Annotated in this window: 17 protein-coding genes; 9 read left to right on the top strand and 8 right to left on the bottom strand. The window is 72.5% G+C overall.

The features are described from left to right. Positions 1-3 precede the first annotated feature (3 nt). The 3 genes from D6270_RS00710 to D6270_RS00700 all read left to right on the top strand — a co-directional run bounded on the left by D6270_RS00710 (position 4) and on the right by D6270_RS00700 (position 3,697). The gene (locus D6270_RS00710; protein ID WP_109167725.1) at positions 4-972 is read left to right on the top strand and encodes a carbohydrate ABC transporter permease; all 969 of its coding nucleotides are present in this window, start codon (positions 4-6) and stop codon (positions 970-972) included. Positions 973-990: 18 nt separating this feature from the next. Further along, complete coding sequence (locus D6270_RS00705) at positions 991-1,941, top strand: carbohydrate ABC transporter permease (RefSeq protein WP_202419016.1); 951 nt, start codon at positions 991-993, stop codon at positions 1,939-1,941. Between the two features lie 154 nt (positions 1,942-2,095). Next, on the top strand, positions 2,096-3,697 hold the full coding sequence (locus tag D6270_RS00700) for a glycoside hydrolase family 13 protein (protein WP_109167726.1): 1,602 nt from the start codon (positions 2,096-2,098) through the stop codon (positions 3,695-3,697). Positions 3,698-3,848: 151 nt separating this feature from the next. Here the strand turns inward: D6270_RS00700 and tsaD are convergent, their stop codons facing one another. Next, positions 3,849-4,919 (bottom strand): tRNA (adenosine(37)-N6)-threonylcarbamoyltransferase complex transferase subunit TsaD, encoded by a 1,071-nt coding sequence (tsaD, locus tag D6270_RS00695; protein WP_109167727.1) that lies wholly within the window; start codon positions 4,917-4,919, stop codon positions 3,849-3,851. A 235-nt stretch (positions 4,920-5,154) separates the two neighbouring features. Between tsaD and D6270_RS00690 the strand changes: the two genes are divergently transcribed. After that, entirely contained in the window at positions 5,155-5,823 is a 669-nt protein-coding gene (locus D6270_RS00690) for a lysophospholipid acyltransferase family protein (RefSeq protein ID WP_109167728.1), read from the top strand. Positions 5,824-5,920: 97 nt separating this feature from the next. After that, positions 5,921-6,724, top strand: a complete 804-nt coding sequence (locus tag D6270_RS00685; protein WP_109167729.1) for a VOC family protein — start codon at positions 5,921-5,923, stop codon at positions 6,722-6,724. Positions 6,725-6,740: 16 nt separating this feature from the next. Here the strand turns inward: D6270_RS00685 and D6270_RS00680 are convergent, their stop codons facing one another. From D6270_RS00680 to D6270_RS00665, 4 genes are all read right to left on the bottom strand, one after another. Then, complete coding sequence (locus tag D6270_RS00680; protein ID WP_109167730.1) at positions 6,741-7,589, bottom strand: endo alpha-1,4 polygalactosaminidase; 849 nt, start codon at positions 7,587-7,589, stop codon at positions 6,741-6,743. A gap of 98 nt (positions 7,590-7,687) precedes the next feature. Further along, entirely contained in the window at positions 7,688-9,022 is a 1,335-nt protein-coding gene (locus tag D6270_RS00675) for a sensor histidine kinase (protein WP_109167731.1), read from the bottom strand. Then, positions 9,019-9,681 carry a response regulator transcription factor gene (locus D6270_RS00670; protein ID WP_109167732.1) on the bottom strand — a complete coding sequence of 221 codons (663 nt, stop codon included), beginning with the start codon at positions 9,679-9,681 and terminating at the stop codon, positions 9,019-9,021. The genes D6270_RS00675 and D6270_RS00670 overlap by 4 nt, the downstream gene beginning before the upstream one ends. An 84-nt stretch (positions 9,682-9,765) precedes the next feature. Continuing rightward, positions 9,766-10,680 (bottom strand): LysR family transcriptional regulator ArgP, encoded by a 915-nt coding sequence (locus tag D6270_RS00665; RefSeq protein WP_109167733.1) that lies wholly within the window; start codon positions 10,678-10,680, stop codon positions 9,766-9,768. Between the two features lie 66 nt (positions 10,681-10,746). On the opposite strand from D6270_RS00665, the gene D6270_RS00660 reads away from it, so the two are divergent. Then, positions 10,747-11,358: a LysE/ArgO family amino acid transporter gene (locus tag D6270_RS00660; protein ID WP_109167734.1), complete on the top strand. Its 612-nt coding sequence runs from the start codon at positions 10,747-10,749 to the stop codon at positions 11,356-11,358. A 326-nt stretch (positions 11,359-11,684) separates the two neighbouring features. Here the strand turns inward: D6270_RS00660 and D6270_RS00655 are convergent, their stop codons facing one another. Both D6270_RS00655 and D6270_RS00650 read right to left on the bottom strand, forming a co-directional pair. Beyond that, positions 11,685-12,332: a hypothetical protein gene (locus D6270_RS00655; protein WP_109167735.1), complete on the bottom strand. Its 648-nt coding sequence runs from the start codon at positions 12,330-12,332 to the stop codon at positions 11,685-11,687. A gap of 76 nt (positions 12,333-12,408) precedes the next feature. Continuing rightward, positions 12,409-13,047, bottom strand: a complete 639-nt coding sequence (locus tag D6270_RS00650; RefSeq protein WP_109167736.1) for a ScbR family autoregulator-binding transcription factor — start codon at positions 13,045-13,047, stop codon at positions 12,409-12,411. A 237-nt stretch (positions 13,048-13,284) separates the two neighbouring features. Here D6270_RS00650 and D6270_RS00645 point away from each other — a divergent pair, with 237 nt between their 5' ends. From D6270_RS00645 to D6270_RS00635, 3 genes are all read left to right on the top strand, one after another. Further along, the gene (locus D6270_RS00645; RefSeq protein ID WP_109167737.1) at positions 13,285-14,154 is read left to right on the top strand and encodes a 2-oxo-3-(phosphooxy)propyl 3-oxoalkanoate synthase; all 870 of its coding nucleotides are present in this window, start codon (positions 13,285-13,287) and stop codon (positions 14,152-14,154) included. A gap of 79 nt (positions 14,155-14,233) precedes the next feature. Beyond that, the gene (locus D6270_RS00640; RefSeq protein ID WP_109167738.1) at positions 14,234-15,094 is read left to right on the top strand and encodes an NAD(P)H-binding protein; all 861 of its coding nucleotides are present in this window, start codon (positions 14,234-14,236) and stop codon (positions 15,092-15,094) included. A gap of 178 nt (positions 15,095-15,272) precedes the next feature. After that, positions 15,273-15,953 carry a ScbR family autoregulator-binding transcription factor gene (locus tag D6270_RS00635; protein ID WP_109167739.1) on the top strand — a complete coding sequence of 227 codons (681 nt, stop codon included), beginning with the start codon at positions 15,273-15,275 and terminating at the stop codon, positions 15,951-15,953. Between the two features lie 24 nt (positions 15,954-15,977). Here D6270_RS00635 and D6270_RS00630 read toward each other — a convergent pair whose 3' ends face one another. After that, a complete protein-coding gene (locus D6270_RS00630) occupies positions 15,978-16,892 on the bottom strand; it encodes a helix-turn-helix domain-containing protein (protein ID WP_109167740.1) in 915 nt (304 codons plus the stop codon). Between the last annotated feature and the right edge of the window lie 28 nt (positions 16,893-16,920).

The raw sequence follows: 16,920 nt of genomic DNA, 5'->3' as shown, positions 1-16,920 counted from the left end.
TCCATGAAGACCACGTCCCAGCCCGCTCCACCCGCGGTGACGCGGCCCGCCGGCACGGCGCCCCTCTCGGGGGGCGCCCGCCCGGCGGGCCGCGGGCCGCTGGGCCCGCTCCGCCGGAGGATCGCCGACCAGGCCACCGCCTACGCGTTCCTGACCGGCGGTCTGCTCTGCTTCATCCTCTTCTCCTGGTACCCGGCCATCCGGTCGGTGATCATCGCGTTCCAGAAGTACACGCCCGGCTCAGACCCGCAGTGGGTGGGCACCGCCAACTTCACCCGGGTCTTCCAGGACCCGGAGTTCACGGCGGCCTGGCGCAACACGCTCACCTTCACCGTGCTCGCCCTGGTCATCGGCTTCGCCATCCCGTTCGTCATGGCCCTCGTCCTCAACGAACTCCGCCACGCCAAGGCGTTCTTCCGGGTCGTCGTCTACCTGCCGGTGATGATCCCGCCGGTGGTCAGCGCCTTGCTGTGGAAGTGGTTCTACGATCCGGGCGCGGGCCTCGCCAACGAGGTGCTCAGCTTCTTCCACCTGCCCACCTCGAACTGGACCAACGGCGCCGACACCGCCCTCGTCTCCCTCGTCATCGTCGCCACCTGGGCCAACATGGGCGGCACCGTCCTCATCTACCTCGCCGCGCTCCAGGGCATCCCCGGCGAGCTGTACGAGGCGGCCGAGCTGGACGGCGCCTCGCTCTGGCAGCGCATCCGCCACGTCACCGTCCCGCAGACCCGCTTCATCATCCTGATGCTGATGCTGCTCCAGGTCATCGCGACGATGCAGGTGTTCACCGAACCCTTCGTCATCACCGGGGGCGGGCCGGAGAACTCCACCGTCACCGTGCTCTACCTGATCTACAAGTACGCCTTCCTCTACAACGACTTCGGCGGCGCGTCCGCCCTCAGCGTGATGCTCCTGCTGGTGCTCACCGCCTTCTCCGCCCTGTATCTGCGACTCACCCGCACCGACTGAGAGGAGCGGCCGCCCACCATGACCCAGACAGCTCCGCCCCCGGTACAGCAGCCCGCCGCCCTCACGAAGCGGCCGGCGTACGCCCCCGCCGAGCGGTCCGTACGCACCATCGTCTCCCCGCTCGCGCTCGCCGGACGGCGCGGCAAGGTCACGTACTGGTCGGTGTTCGCCCTCGTCGTCGTGCTCTTCGCCTTCGCGTTCCTCTTCCCCGTCTACTGGATGGTCACGGGCGCGATGAAACCACCCGAGGAAGTGGTGCGCACCCCGCCCACCCTCGTCCCCGAGCAGTGGCAGGTGACCGGCTACACCGACGCCTGGGACCTGATGCGGCTGCCCACCCACCTGTGGAACACGGTGGTCCAGGCGACCGGCGCCTGGGTGCTCCAGATCGTCTTCTGCACGGCCGCCGCCTACGCCCTGTCCAAGCTGAAGCCCGCCTTCGGCAAGGTGATCCTCGGCGGCATCCTCGCCACCCTGATGGTCCCGGTCCAGGCCCTCGTCGTACCGAAGTACCTGACCATCGCGGACATGCCGCTGATCCACGTCAACCTGCTCAACGACCCGCTGGCCATCTGGCTGCCGGCCGTCGCCAACGCCTTCAACCTCTACCTGCTCAAACGGTTCTTCGACCAGATCCCGCGCGACGTCCTGGAGGCCGCGGAGATCGACGGCGCGGGCAAGCTCCGTACGCTCCGGTCCATCGTGCTGCCCCTGTCCCGGCCGGTGCTCGGCGTCGTCTCGATCTTCGCGCTCGTCGCCGTCTGGCAGGACTTCCTCTGGCCCCTGATGGTCTTCTCCGACACCGACAAACAGCCCATCAGCGTCGCCCTGGTCCAGCTCTCCCAGAACGTGCCCCTGACCGTGCTGATCGGCGCCATGGTCATCGCGAGCATCCCGATGGTCCTGATGTTCCTGGTCTTCCAGCGCCACATCATCGCCGGGATCAGCGCGGGCAGCACCAAGGGCTGACCGGCCGGCAGCACCCAAGACCCCAGGACCCGCCGCCGTCCCCGGCCTTCCCGCCCCGCTCCGGGGCGGCGGCGCCAGAACCTCCAGCTCCTCCTTGTTGCGCGGACCGGCACACCCCGCCGGCGACCGCGCCCGTCCGAAAGGAACCCGCCTTATGGAAGGCAGCCAGCTTGCCGCCGACGACTGGTGGCGCTCGGCCGTCATTTACCAGGTCTACGTCCGCAGCTTCGCCGACGGCGACGGCGACGGCACCGGCGATCTGACGGGCGTGCGGTCCCGGCTGCCCTACCTGGCCGAACTCGGCGTCGACGCCCTGTGGTTCACCCCCTGGTACCTCTCCCCGATGGCGGACGGCGGCTACGACGTCGCGGACTACCGGGTCATCGACCCGGCCTTCGGCACGCTCGCCGAGGCCGAGAAGCTCATCGCCGAGGCCCGGCAGGCGGGCATCCGGACCATCATCGACATCGTGCCCAACCACGTCTCCGACCAGCACGTCTGGTTCCGGGCGGCGCTGGCGGCGGGCCCCGGCAGCCCGGAGCGGGAACTCTTCCACTTCCGCCCCGGCCGCGGCGAACACGGCGAACTCCCGCCCAACGACTGGGAGAGCGAGTTCGGGGGAGTGCCCTGGACCCGGGTCGCGGACGGCGAGTGGTACCTGCACCTCTTCGCCACCGAACAGCCCGACCTCAACTGGGCCCACCCGGCCGTACGCCAGGAGCACGAGGACGTCCTGCGCTTCTGGTTCGAACGCGGCGTCGCGGGGGTCCGCATCGACTCCGCCGCCCTCGTCGCCAAGGACCCCGCCCTCCCGGACGTCGCCGGACACCCGGGCCCGCATCCGTACGTCGACCGGGACGAACTCCACGACATCTACCGCGGCTGGCGGGCCATCGCCGACGAGTTCGGTGGCATCTTCGTCGGCGAGGTCTGGCTCCCCGACTCCGAACGCTTCGCCCGCTACCTGCGCCCCGACGAGCTGCACACCGCCTTCAACTTCAGTTTCCTCAGCTGCCCCTGGGAAGGCGAGCGGCTGCGCCGGTCCATCGACGAGACCCTCGACGAACACGCCCCGGTCGGCGCCCCCGCCACCTGGGTCCTCTGCAACCACGACATCACCCGCACCGTCACCCGCTACGGCCGCGAGGACACCAGCTTCGCCTTCACCAGCAAGGCGTTCGGCGTCCCCAGCGACCCGGAACTCGGCACCCGCCGCGCCCGTGCCGCCGCCCTCCTCTCGCTCGCCCTGCCCGGCTCCGTCTACCTCTACCAGGGCGAGGAGCTGGGCCTGCCGGAGGCCGACGTACCGCTGGACCGCATCCAGGACCCGATGTACTTCCGCTCCCAGGGCCGCGCCCCCGGCCGCGACGGCTGCCGCACCCCGCTGCCCTGGGCGGCGGACGAACCGTACGCGGGCTTCGGCTCGACGGTGGAACCCTGGCTGCCGCTCCCCGACGACTGGTCCTCCCGCGCCGCCGACCTCCAGGCCACCGACTCCGCCTCCATGCTGGCCCTCTACCGTGAGGCCCTGCGGCAGCGGCGCGCCCTGCCCGAACTGCACACCGGTCAGCTGCGCTGGCTGAGCGAGGAGCGGGACGTCCTCGTCTTCGCGCGCGGCGCCACCCTCGTCTGCGTGGTCAACCTGGCCGATGCCCCCGCCGAACTCCCGGCGCACACCGGCGTACTGCTGGCCAGCAACCCCCTGGACGAGGACGGCCGGCTGCCGAAGGACACGGCGGTCTGGCTGGCCGTCTGACCTCTGCACGTTGAATGGTCGGACCACTCCGGAGCGAATGGTCCGACCTCATCGGGCGAAAGGTCCTGCCTCTCCGGGGAAAGGTCCGACCTCCCGTGGGGCGAACCGCCTCGGCCCCGGACCCCGCCACGGTGTCCGGGGCCGAGGCGGTTCAGGCCGCTGCGACCGAGCCCCGCGCCACCGGATGCAGCGCCGCGAACTCCAGCGGAGCCGACGGATCGATCGACACATCCATCGGAGCGGGCTCAGCCCCCGCCCGTACGAGCAGGTCGCCGACGGCCGCGATCATCGCCCCGTTGTCCGTGCACAGCCGCAACGGAGGCACCCGCAGCGTGACCCCGGCCGCCCGGCACCGCCGCTCCGCCAGCTCCCGCACCCGCGAGTTGGCGGCCACACCGCCGACCACGACCAGCGTGGACACCCCGTGGTCACGGCAGGCCGCCACCGCCTTACGGGTCAGCACGTCGGCCACCGCCTCCTGGAGCGACGCGGCACCATCGGCCAGCGGCAGCTCCCCGCCCTCCACGCGCCGCTGCTCGGCCCAGCGAGCGGCAGCCGTCTTCAGCCCGGAGAAGGAGAAGGCGTACGGGGCGTCCCGCGCCCCGGTCATCGGGCGCGGGAACGCCACCGCGCGCCGATCACCCTCCCGCGCCGCCCGGTCGATCGCCGGACCGCCCGGATACGGCAGCCCGAAGACCCGGGCCACCTTGTCGAAGCACTCACCGGCCGCGTCGTCCACGGTGTCCCCGAGATGCACGATCGGGTCCCGGGCCAGATCGCGGACGAGCAGCAGCGAGGTGTGGCCGCCGGAGACGATCAGCACCACACAGGGATCGGGCAGCGGACCGTGCTCCAGGGTGTCCGCCGCGACGTGCCCCGCCAGGTGGTGGACCCCGTACAGCGGCACACCCAGCGCGTACGCCAGCCCCTTGGCCCCGGCCAGCCCCACCTGGAGCGCCCCGGAGAGCCCCGGCCCGGTGGTGACGGCGACCGCGCCGATGTCCGTCATCCGCAGCCCCGCGCTCTCCAGCGCCTGCTCCACGACCGGGCCGAAGGAGTGCACATGGGCCCGCGCGGCGATCTCCGGCACGACACCGCCGAAGCGGGCGTGCTCGTCCATGCTGGACGCGAGCGCGTGCCCGAGCAGACGTCCGTCCCGGACCAGACCCGCTCCGGTCTCATCGCACGACGACTCGATCCCGAGCACCACGGGAGAGCCCACGGCCGCCTCCTTGCCACCTGTAAGTAATTGCAATCTGTATGCAACAAGGTAGTCGACGGCTCACCCGGACCACGTACCGGATCGAGCGGACCGGTGTTCCGGCAGGGGCGCGGCCGGGCACCGCACCCCACCCCCGGATGAGTATCCGGACTCAGGTCCGAGCCCCGCCCCGCCGCGACGATGAACACGACCGCGAAGCCAAGGTCACCTCACCGACCGCAACCACAGGAGAACCGTGCTCAGCAGCGTCGCAGCCGCCGTCATCCCTTGCCTCGGCCGCCTCACGGTCACCTCCGACCACAGCGCCGCCCCGGCCCCCGGCTCCATCATCGTCGCCAACCACACCTCCCTCGCCGACCCCGGCGTCGTCCTCGCCGCGCTGCTGCGCCTCGACGTCGAACCGGTCGTCCTGGCCACCGCGGGCCTCTGGCGCATCCCGGTCCTCGGCCGGCTCCTGGAGCGCGGCGGCCACGTCCCCGTGCACCGCAACACCCACCGTGCGGCCGACGCCCTCGACACAGCCGCCGCCGCACTCCGGGCGGGCCGGCACGTCCTCATCTACGGGGAGGGCCGGATTCCGCCGCGCGGGGACGCGGCCGAGGCGCCGCCGGAGAGCTTCCGCAGCGGCCTCGCCCGCCTGGCCCACGCGTCCGGTGCGCCCGTCGTCCCCCTCGGGCAGGCCGGCGCCCGCAGGGTGACGTCCGGCCCGGGCGCCAAGCAGATCGCCGGGTTCCTCACCGCCCCGGTCCGCCGCCCCCGGCTCCATGTCCACCTGGGTTCACCGCTGCACCTGCCCCTGGGCGTCGAGGCCGCGACCGCCACCGCCCGCGAAGCCGTCACCACCGCGTGGCGCACCGCCGCCCGGCACCTGGGCGAACCCGCCGCGGCCCTCGCCGTACGGTGAGAGCCACGGCGGCCGAGGGCCCGCGCCCGGGTGGCGCCGCCGACCCGGGCGGCGTAGGTATGTAGGGCATGTTGTTCGGCGAGGAGACGGATCGGCGATGGCGGAGGCAGAGCGGACCACCCCTGTGCACGGCGTTCCCTGCTGGGTCAGTCTCATGACCCGTGACCTGCGCGCCGCCCAGGACTTCTACACGGCCGTCCTCGGGTGGACCTTCCGCTCCGGCACCCTCGGCGAGGGTTTCACCGTCGCCCACGCAGACGGCCTGCCCGTCGCCGGGATCGGCCGGATCGGGCCCGGCCTGCCGACCGCCACCACCTGGACCCCGTACTTCGCCGTCGCCGACGTGGACGTCACCGCCGCCCGCGTACGGGAACGCGGCGGCACGATCGCCGTCGGCCCGCTCCGGCTCGGCCCCGGCAGAGGAGCCGTCGCCGCGGACCGCGAAGGGGCCGGCTTCGGCTTCTGGGAGGGCCGCACCCCGCCTTGGTCCATCGGCCGGGGCAGCGCACCCGCCTCCCTCGAACTGCGCACCAGCCACGCCTTCGACGCCGCGGTCTTCTACTCCGAGGTCTTCGGCTGGGACCCCCACGACCCCGGCGGCTGCGAGGTCGGCTACGTCCACCAGCGGGACACCGTGGTCGTCCGCCAGGGCGGTGGCACCATGGCCAGCCTGCGCGGCGGCGGCGACGGGGCGTCCCCCGACCCCCGGCTGCGCCCTCGATGGCACGTCCGCTTCCAGGTCGACGACCTGACGGCGGCCACCGAGTCCGCGCGGAAGGCGGGTGGTGAGGTCTCCCCGCCGAGCATCTCCCCGGACGACGGACCCGAGTCGTTGATCGTCGACCCCCGCGGCGCCCTCTTCACGCTCACCTCCCGCCGGTCACCCGCGTCCCCCGGGTGACCGGCTCCGGCCCGTATCAGCAGGTCCGGAAGACGTAGCCCTTCTGCCCCGCCGGCCGGACGTCGAGGTCGCGCTGGACCACCGAGAGCTCGGCGCCCACGGCGGAACAGGCCTGGGAGAAGTCGCGGGCGGTGTATTCGATGACGAAGACCCTGTTGCCGTACGCGGTGGCGTAGTCGGCGCACTCGCCGTAGCGGCCGCACTCCTCGGCGACCGCGAAGTCGAAGCCGATGGTCTTGCGCTGGTCCAGCAGGTCGGTGGTGTTCTTCTGGCCGATCGCCAGCCCCGCCGCGTGCGCCCGCGTGGCCAGCAGCTTGGCGAACGCGGCGTTGTGCGCCCGGGTGAGCCGTCCCCCGGAGCGCTCGTACGAATCGAGGTTGTCCGGCTCCACCGCCTGGAACCCGGACTTCGCACAGCCGTCGATCCAGCCACCGACGATCTTCGCCAGCCGGGTCCGCTTGGCCGCGGTCGAGGTGTCGAGAAGCGCCTCCCCCCAGGCCTCGTCGTTGACCGGCTCGCCGCTGCCGTCGCGCAGCAGCAGGTCCGGGTTCTGCTTCTGCCACCAGTCCATCGCGTCCGGCTGGGTCTGGAAGGCGTTGACGTAACAGACGTTGTACAGACCGCGTACGGGCTCGGCGCCCCGGTCCCGCGAGAGCGCCTTGACCCCGGCGGGCGGGGTGTACGCGCCGCCGATCTGGTAGTCGAACGTGGCGTCGGCCTGGGGGAGTACGACCTTGGGCGCGGGTTCGGCCGCGAAGGCGCCGGACAGCAGGACCCCGGCGCCGGCCGTCACGGCGACCCCGCCGGCCAGGGCCGCGAGGGTGGAGCGGCGGCGGAGGAAGGGGGTGGCGGCGTGCTGGGGCATGGGGAACTCCAGTGTGTGGTCTGCGTACCTGCCCTCGCATCATGAACGGCCGATCATGAGCGAATCGTGAGCGTCGGCCCATGAGCGAGTTCCCGGCGTCAGCCGCCCGGACCCCTGCCCGCCCGCCTCCGCCGCGACCGGGCGGGCGCCAGCCGCAGCACGAACTCCGCACCGCCGCCCTTCCGGGTCCGCACGGTCAGGCCGCCCCGGTGGGCGAGGGCCACCCGCCGCACCAGCGAGAGGCCGATGCCCGTACCGCCGCCCGGCGAGCGGAAGCGCTCCATCAGCTCCGGCAGCCGCCCGGGCTCCACCCCCGGACCCCGGTCCGCGACCGAGACCTCCGGCCCGCGTACGGACACGAGCAGCTCGGCACCGCCCGGCTCCCCGGGCATACGACCGTGCCGTACGGCGTTGTCGAGGAGGTTGCGTACGGCCACCCGCACCAGCGCGGCGTCGGCGTCCACCACCGACTCCGCCAGCCGCAGCTCCAGCCGGTGCCCGCCCTCCGGCAGATCGGCGCACACCTCCTCCACGAGCTGGTCCAGCCGCAGCGGTTCGGTCCGCACCGACTCCACGGCCGCCTCCAACCGCCCCCGGGTCAGCAGGTTCTCCACCACGTGACCCATCCGGTCCGCCGCCCGCCGGATCCTCGGCAGATGGTCCGCCGGCTCGCCCGAACCGCGCTCGGCCATCTCCACCGAACCGCGCATCACCGCCACCGGGGTCCGCAGCTCGTGCGCCGCGTCGGCCAGCAGCCGCTCCTGCTGCTCCAGCGCCTGCCAGGCGGGCCGCATCGACCGCCCGGAGAGCACATGGCCGGTGAGCCCGGCCAGCGCGGTGAGCGCGGCGCACCCGACGACGAGGGAGAGGACCAGGCTGCGGTGCTCGGCCGACCCGTACGCCGGGTCCCCGACCGCGACGGCCGCGCCCGCCACCTCGTCGGTCGCGTCGTGGTAGAAGGGCACGGCCAGCAGCCGGACGGGCCCGCCCGTGCGGTCGTGCGCCTCCTCCCGTACCGTCTCCTCGCCGCGCATCGCCGATCGCGCCGCCCGCGCGAGCGTCGCGGCCGGTACGTCGAACTGCTGGGCGCCGCCCCGGAACACCACGGCCGGAACGCCACCGGGCCGGTCCTCCAGCACCAGGACCTGGGGCGTGCCCGCGGTCGCCTCGTCGTCGGCCAGGCCGTCGAGGCGGACGCGGTCGTCCTCGTAGTAGACGAGCGAGGCGGCGACGGAGGCCCGGCGGCGCATCTCGTCGTACTCGGAGGCTTCCCGGGACCGGTCGTCGGTCCGGATCACCAGCCAGGACAGACAGCTCAGCCCGACGACGGTGATCAGCGTGTACGCGACGGTCAGGCGCAGCTGGAGCCGGCGCAGCCGACTCCGGGCCGGGGAGCCGCGCCGCGCGGAGCCGAGGCCTTCGCGCCGGTTCATGCCGAGCTCATCAGGAACCCCTGGCCGCGCACGGTGTGCACGAGGCCCGGGGCGCCGAGCTTGCGCCGTATGCCGGCGATGACGGCGTCCACCACATTGGAGACCGGGTCGGCCATCTCGTCCCAGCAGTGCTCCAGCAGCGCCGTACGGGTGACGACACTGTCCCGGTGGACCAGGAGCTGCTGGAGCACGGCGTACTCCTTCGGGCTCAGCGAGAGCAGCACCCCGCCCCGGCGCACCTCGCGCCGCGCCAGATCCATCACCACATCCGCGCAGCTCAGGAAGGCGGGCAGCCGCTCGGCCGCCCGCCGGGTCAGACTGCGTACCCGCAGGACGAGTTCGCGCATCGCGAAGGGCTTGGCGAGGTAGTCGTCCGCCCCGCTCTCCAGCCCGCGTAGCCGGTCGTCGAGGGCGTCCAGGGCGGTGAGGCAGAGCACGGGAACCGACCAGCCCGCCCGGCGCCTGCTCTCCAGCCGCGCGAGGGAGTCACCGGAGGGCAGCATCCGGTCCAGGACCACACAGTCGTACGCGGTGACGTGCAGCATCACGTCCGCCTCCGGCCAGTCGTCCGTACCGTCGACGGCGAACCCGGCCTCGCGCAGACCGGCGGCGATCACCGCCCGCAGGTCGTCGTCGTCCTCCACCAGCAGCACGCGCAAGGGGACGCCTCCGGGTCTCTCGGGATGGCCCCCGGGCGCGGCCGGCCTGTAGCGGGAGCCCTGACCCGGGGGAGACCCGCCATCCTAAGGGGCCCCGTCGAGTGCCTCGGCGGCCTCCACCACCACCGCCTCGGCCACGGTCGCGAGGGCCGGTGAGTCCAGCTTCCACTGCTGCCAGTAGAGGGGCACGTCGACGTGGCGGTCCGGGGCGAGGAGGACCAGCCGCCCCGAGCCCAGCAGCGGGCGGGCCTGGACGTCGGGGAGCATGCCCCAGCCCATCCCCGCCGCCACGGCGTCCACGAACCCTTCCGACGTGGGCACGAAGTGGCGCCGAAAGCCCGCCCGGCGACCGGCCCCGACCGCGCGGACGAAGGAGTCCTGGAGATCGTCGCGCCGGTCGAAGTCCACCACCGGCGCGTCCGCGATCAGCTCGCGCAACGGGGTCCCCGTCCCCCGCCCGAGCCAGCGCCCGGCGAACTCCGGGGTCGCCACCGGCAGATAGCGCATCCGGCCCAGACTCCGCACCGAACACCCGGTCACCGCCTCGGGCGACGAGGTCACCGCCGCCATCACCAGCCCCTCCCGGAGCAGCGCCGCCGTATGGTCCTGGTCCTCCCGGCGCAGCTCGTAACAGACACCCAGCTCCTCCGGTACGCGGCCGAGCGCGGGCAGGAACCAGGTCGCCAGCGAATCGGAGTTCACCGCGACCGTCAGCCGCGTCGGCTCGCCGGGGCCCGACATCCCGAGGGCCGACTGCGCGTCCTGCTCCAGCCGGGCCAGCTGGCGGGCGAAGCGGACCACGACCTCGCCGGACTCGGTGGGCCGCACCGGCTTCGTCCGCATCAGGAGCACCCGCCCCGTGCGCTGCTCCAGGGCCTTCACCCGCTGGCTGACCGCAGACGGCGTCACATGGAGGACGTCGGCCGCCGCGTCGAAGGTGCCTTCGTCGACGACGGCCAGCAGGGTCCGCACCTGATCAAGAGGAAGCCCCGACATCACAGCAGCTAATGATACGTAAGAATCATTAGCTGTACATGTGTCGAGGACCTCCCTAGCGTCTGGACCATGACCAACGCTCTGACCACCGCGGCCGCCGGGTTCGGTACCGGCCTCTCCCTCATCGTCGCCATCGGCGCCCAGAACGCCCTGGTCCTGCGGCAGGGCGTGCGCCGGGAGGCCGTCCTCGCGGTGGTCGTCATCTGCGCCCTGTCCGACGCGGTCCTCATCACCCTCGGCGTCGCCGGGGTCGGTGCCGTCGTCGTGGCCTGGCCGTCCGCCCTGACCGTGGTCTCCCTGCTGGGCGGCGTGTTCCTGATCGGTTACGGCGTCCTGGCCGCACGCCGGGCCTTCCGCCCCTCCGCCCTCCATGCGCAGGACGCGCCCTCCGGGGCGAGGCGGGGTGCGGTCCTCGCCTGCCTCGCGATGACCTGGCTCAACCCGCACGTCTACCTCGACACGGTGTTCCTGCTCGGCTCCGTCGCCGCCGACCGCGGCCCGCTGCGCTGGACGTTCGGGCTGGGTGCGGTCCTCGCCAGCGTCTGCTGGTTCGCCGCCCTCGGCTTCGGCGCCCGGCTGTTGAGCGGGGTACTCGCCCGCCCGTCGTCGTGGCGCGTCCTGGACGGCCTCGTCGCCGCGATGATGATCGGCCTCGGCACCCGGCTGGCCCTGACCGCCTGAGGGCTGTCCCGCAACTGCTGTTCACGGGTGAGATGATCTTGGTGTGGCTGGTGTGACCGTGGCATCGGAGCCGTCCTGGACCCGTCCGCTCACCGGGCCGAGCCCGCGCCGTTCAGGCGAATTGGTGACCGCGGTGCAGCGCGGGAGCGCAGTCGGACCACGGACGGGTCCTCCGCGAGGCCGGTCACCTGAAGACCGCGTTCTCCTGGTCGCGGCCTGCTGGCGCACCGACGTGACCATGTGCCAACTGGCCCCGCTGTGCGCGAACTCGAAGCCGGCGGCCGGCCGGATCATCGACCGCATCGACCCGACCTCGGGCAGGTCCCTCACCCGGGTCCGCCGGCGGGGTGCGGTGCGTGCCGCGGCCACCGCCCGCCCACCTGTTCCACCACAGCGGCCCGGAACGCTTCCAGAAGGACGCACCCGGGATACGTCCCGAACGCTCCGTACTTCCAGCGGTAGTGGCACGACCAATAGCTCACCACGCGCCGCTCCGTGCGTGCGAAGAAGGCCGGATTCCGGGCGATGAACTCCCCGTAGAGGCGGCGCTGGGCCGAGCCCGGGACGGCGAGTCCGGGAAGCCCCCGGCCGATCGCCTCGATGATCTCCAGCACGTATTCGCCGGCCAACTGCACCACGAACGGGACCACCCACGGCTCGTCCGACGCCACCATCTGCTCAAGGTGCCGCTGGCGGACCCGGCCATCGTGGTGCCGGGAGTACAGGCAGTGCAGGATCACCTGCTGAGTCCCGGCCAGGCGCGGCTCCTCCTGGTCGGCGCTCGGCTCCTCGATGTAGATGCGCGACGGGATGGCCACGGTCTCGCCCTGCACCTCGACCTCGAAGGGCATCGCCCGCGCGAGCCCGGCCTCCGGCATGGCCGCCAGGACGCTCTTCACGTCACCGGCAAGACGGGTCGGAAACGCTGCCACCAGGGCAGAGGTGACGTTCGACGGATCCTTGGGCAGCTGCACAACAGAGAGGACAAGCGGCGAACCTCTCCGTCTCTCGACCGCCCGCCTCGGCGCTGCGGGACAGCTCTTAGGGGGCTCAGTACGCGGGGGCGAGGCGGGCGAGGTCGGTGGTGCGCTGGGGGCTGAGGTCCAGCGCGGTGAGGATGGAGGGGGCGGCGATGCTGGGGAGGATGTGCCGCTGGAGCGTGATGTAACGCTGCTCCAGATCACGGTAGTTCGTGAGGGTCTGGGAGACGGCCTGGATGCCGGTGAAGGCCGCGACATAGACATCCGCGGTCTCGGTGGGGTTGACGTGCGGGAGGAGTTCGCCGTTCTGTTTGGCTTGGGCCAGCAGATCGTGGGTCGTCCGCTGCCAGCGCAGGAACGGGCCGGTGCGGTCCAGGCCTTGGGCCTGCTGGTCCATGGAGAGACGGACGCCGGCACGGGTGAGGAGACTGGTGTGGAGGCGGTGGCTGAACAGCATCCCCATGTCCACGAGCTTCTGGAGCTTGAGGAGTTGGTCGGGGGTGGGCGCCGGAGGCTCCTGCGCCTCGATCACACCGAGCGCGAGCTCTTCCTTGGAGGGGAAATGGAAGTAGAGCGCGCCTTTCGTGACCCCGGCGATCTTGAGTATTTCCGTGATGGTGGCTGCTTGGTAGCCGTACTTCTCGAAAACCTCAGCCGCTGCCATCAGGATTGCCTGGCGGGTGCGGATCGCCCGGTCCTGCTTGGCCATCCCTGTCTCCTTCGTCGGGGTGTGCCGGTCGTGCGGCCGGACGGGCGTTCTGCGGAGGGCTGTGGGCATAGAAAAAAAACCGCTTAGTCTGTATCTTATCAGCGCGTGCGCACCGCAGGAACGGCTCGCCCATCACATGACCCCTGGGGGGGAGTTATGCCCGAAGCAGCAGTGTTGACCGATCCTGTAGCGGCCTCGGCCGTGGGCTCGGAGGCCCGAGTGGTGCATCCGGTGGGAATGGAACTGGTTCACAGGAGCAGGGCGGAGGACGCGTTCCCGCGCACTTGGGAACAGGTGGGCCCGGACCGCTTCCACGTGGAGGCGGTGCTGCCGCACGACCATCCGTTCTTCGCCCCCGTGGGCGCGGACCGCCACGACCCGCTGCTGGTGACGGAGGCGATGCGGCAGGCGGCGATGCTGGCCTTCCACGCCGGGTACGGCGTCCCCGTCGGCTACCACTTCCTGATGGCGGATCTCGACTACGCGACCCGCCCCGAAGGCCTCGTCGTGGGCGGTCTGCCCACCGTGATCGACGTGGAGGTGACCTGCTCCGAGCTCAAGTGGCGCGGCAGGCTGCCGGTGCAGGGCCGGGTCGACTGGGTGGTGCACCGCGCGGGCCAGTTGGTCGCGACCGGCATGGGCGCGACCCGGTTCACCAGCCCCCGGGTCTACCGGCGGATGCGCGGTGGATCGGCGGAGCCGTGCGTGGCGATACCCCGGACGGCGCCGGTCGACGCCGCCCGGGCGGGCCGTGACCGGGCGCAGGACGTGGTGCTCGCGGAGAGCGTGCGCGAAGGGGTCTGGGAGCTGCGGGTGGACACCCGTCATCCGACGCTCTTCCAGCGGCCCAACGACCATGTGCCGGGCATGCTGTTGCTGGAGGCGGCTCGGCAGGCCGCGTGCCTGGCCGCCGGGGGCGCCGGGTTCGTCCCCGCCGAGGGGCGTACGCACTTCCACCGGTACGCGGAGTTCGGCAGCCCCTGCGCGATCGCCGCCGAGGTCCTGCCGGGCGCGGCGCCGGGCGAGGCGAGAGTCCGGGTGATGGGCCATCAGGACGGGGAGCCGGTCTTCGACACGGTGCTCTCGGGCCCTCTGGGCGCAAGCTGAGGGCGCGACCGCGCGCGGGAGCGCGAGCTGTGTCGCGGGTGTCCGGCAGGGTGATGACGGTGTGTGAGGAGTGAGCGGCGTGATTCTGGTGACAGGAGCGACCGGGGCGGTGGGGCGCGAGGTCGCCGGTCAGCTGGCGGCCGCCGGTCCGGTACGGATCCTGGCGAGGCGGCCGGAGCGCGTGACGGTACGCGGGCCCGGAGTCGACGTCGTGGCGGGCGAGTACGCGGACCGCGCCTCTCTCGACCGGGCGCTGCGCGGGATCGACGCGGTGTTCCTCGTGACGAACAGCCCCACCGAGCCCGACGACGCGAGGGTCGCCGCGGCGGCCGCGGCGGCGGGGGTGCGCCACCTCGTGAAGCTGTCGATGATGGCGGTGGAGGAGCCGGACGCCGACGACTTCATCACCCGGCTCCAGCGGGGCAACGAACGGACCATCAGGCAATCCGGGGTGCCCTGGACGTTCATCCGCCCCCGGGCGTTCATGTCCAACACGCTCTCCTGGGCCACGGGCATCCGGTCGGACGGCGTGGTGCGCGACCTCTACGGGGACGCACCGGTCGCGTGCGTCGATCCGCGCGATGTCGCGGCGGTGGCCGTGGCAGCCCTCACCGGTGCGGGTCACGAGGGGCAGGCCTACGCCGTGTCGGGCCCGGAGGTGATCACCGCGCGGGAGCAGACGGCTCAGCTCTCCGGACTGCTGGGCCGGCCGCTGCGCTTCGAGGAACTGCCCCTGGACCGGGCGCGCGAGGCGCTGCTCGCGAAGTATCCTCAACCGGTGGCCGAGGCGTTCCTCGAAAGCGCGGAGCGCCGGCGCGCGGGGGCCAAGGCCGCCGTGCTGCCCACCGTAGAGAAGCTCACGGGCCGCCCCGCCAGGACGTTCCGTACCTGGGCAGCCGACCACACCGCCTCCTTCGCCGCCACGGTCCGCGCCGGATAGCGGACCGCGCGCGGTCATGGAGCCCGTCCGCGCACACGTTCCCCTGGAAATCAAACCGGTAAGTTGGTTTGATATTCCCCATGACACTGCTGTACGGCTCCGGTGGAGAGCTCCCGGCCCTCGTGGCTCACGGCCCAGGCCCCCTTCCCGCCCGCTCCCCCCACCGACGGAGGCGGCGGTGACCAAGCAGGTGCGCGCCGCGCGCACCCGCCGGGCGCTGATCCGCTCCGCGGCGATCGTCTTCGAGCAGCACGGGTACGGACAGGCGCGCCTGGCGCTGATCAGCTCCGGCGCCAATGTCAGCACGGGCGCGCTGCACTTCCACTTCGAGAACAAGGCCGCGGTCGCCCAGGCCGTGGTCGCGGAGGCCTCCCACGGGCTGCTGGAGGTCTCCACCGGCATCCGCCGCGGAACGGACACCGCCCTGCAGACCCTGGTCGACACCTCGCACGCCCTGGTGGAACTCCTCGGCCGCGACCCCGTGACCAGGGCCGGATTCCGGCTCGGTTACGACGGGGAGAGATGCGACGAGCCGGGTCTGCACGCGCAGTGGCGGCGCTGCGTAGGCGAGTTGCTGGACGATGCGGCCGCCGCGGGCACGCTCACCGAGGGGCTGTCCCGCCCTGACGTCACAGCCGCGACGGTGGCCGCGACCACCGGCTTCGAGGTGCTCGGCCGCCACGACTCCACCTGGCTGTCCGCCCGGACGCTCACCGGCTTCTGGCGCCTGCTGCTGCCCCGTCTCGCCACTCCGGAGACCCTGCCCCTCCTGGACCCGTCGGGAACCGCCGCGGCGAGGCAGGCCGTCGCGGCGGGCAGGACCGGCCGCGAGAGATCCGGGGCGGGTGCCCCGGGCTGACGCCCGGACCCCTGCGGTCCGCCCTCAGCGCTCCCCGGCCAGGCCCCGGGGAGCGTCGCCGAACGCGTCCGCACCCCAGCCGGCCAGCAGGCGCAGTGCCTGGGCCGACTCCGACCCCGGTTCCGCGTGGTAGGTGACCAGGCACTGTTCCTGGTCGTCCGGCAGATGCAGGGTCTCGTACGACAGGGCCATGTCGCCGACGAGCGGATGCCGGAGCAGCTTCGTGCCGTGGCCCTTCTCCTTCACGTTGTGCGTGGCCCACAGCCGCCTGAACTCGTCGTTCTTGACCGACAGTTCACCCACCAGCGCGGAGAGCTGCGGATCGTCCGGGTGGCAGCCCGCGTACAGGCGCAGATAGCTGACCATGTCCGAGGCCTTGGAGTCCCACTCCACGAACAGGTCCCGGTAGGAGGGGGAGAGGAACACCAGCCGCGCCCAGTTGCGCTGCTCGGGCGGCAAGGCACCCCAGTCGCCGAACAACGCCGCCGCCATCGGGTTCCAGGCGAGGATGTCGGAGCGGGCCCCGGAGACGTACGCGGGGACGCCCTCCAGGCTGTCCAGGAGGTGCAGCAGCCCCGTCCGCACCCGCTGCACCCTGGCCGGCCGACGCTTCTTCTTGTGCTGCGCCGGCTTGGCCATATGCGTGAGATGCGCGTGCTCGGCGTCGCTGAGCCGCAGCGCCCGGGCGATCGCGTCCAGCACCTCGGCCGACACATTGCGCCCGTTGCCCTGCTCCAGGCGCGTGTAGTACGCCACCGAGACCCCGGCCAGCTGCGCCAGCTCCTCCCGTCGCAGCCCGGGCACCCGTCGGGCCCGGCCGAACTCCGGCAGCCCCACGTCCTGCGGCCGGAGCCGGGCCCGCCGGGTGCGCAGGAACTCGCTGAGCTCGGCGCGCCGGTCGAGGGGCTCGGGGGCGGAGGTGTCGGGCGAAACGTCCATGGCTCCCATTATTCCTGGTCGTACGCGT

The sequence above is a fragment of the Streptomyces griseus subsp. griseus genome, from assembly GCF_003610995.1.
Taxonomy (GTDB): Bacteria; Actinomycetota; Actinomycetes; order Streptomycetales; family Streptomycetaceae; genus Streptomyces.
The sequence above is the reverse complement of the archived record's forward strand: the minus strand, read 5'-3'. Positions and strand labels throughout refer to the sequence as shown.

Excerpts from the sequence above, each read along its gene's own strand:
- D6270_RS00710 (WP_109167725.1), top strand. The coding sequence starts at position 4 with ATGAAGACCACGTCCCAGCCCGCTCCACCCGCGGTGACGCGGCCCGCC.
- D6270_RS00705 (WP_202419016.1), top strand. The coding sequence starts at position 991 with ATGACCCAGACAGCTCCGCCCCCGGTACAGCAGCCCGCCGCCCTCACG.
- D6270_RS00700 (WP_109167726.1), top strand. The coding sequence starts at position 2,096 with ATGGAAGGCAGCCAGCTTGCCGCCGACGACTGGTGGCGCTCGGCCGTC.
- D6270_RS00685 (WP_109167729.1), top strand. The coding sequence starts at position 5,921 with ATGGCGGAGGCAGAGCGGACCACCCCTGTGCACGGCGTTCCCTGCTGG.
- D6270_RS00680 (WP_109167730.1), bottom strand. The coding sequence starts at position 7,589 with ATGCCCCAGCACGCCGCCACCCCCTTCCTCCGCCGCCGCTCCACCCTC.
- D6270_RS00675 (WP_109167731.1), bottom strand. The coding sequence starts at position 9,022 with ATGAACCGGCGCGAAGGCCTCGGCTCCGCGCGGCGCGGCTCCCCGGCC.
- D6270_RS00660 (WP_109167734.1), top strand. The coding sequence starts at position 10,747 with ATGACCAACGCTCTGACCACCGCGGCCGCCGGGTTCGGTACCGGCCTC.
- D6270_RS00650 (WP_109167736.1), bottom strand. The coding sequence starts at position 13,047 with ATGGCCAAGCAGGACCGGGCGATCCGCACCCGCCAGGCAATCCTGATG.
- D6270_RS00645 (WP_109167737.1), top strand. The coding sequence starts at position 13,285 with ATGGAACTGGTTCACAGGAGCAGGGCGGAGGACGCGTTCCCGCGCACT.
- D6270_RS00630 (WP_109167740.1), bottom strand. The coding sequence starts at position 16,892 with ATGGACGTTTCGCCCGACACCTCCGCCCCCGAGCCCCTCGACCGGCGC.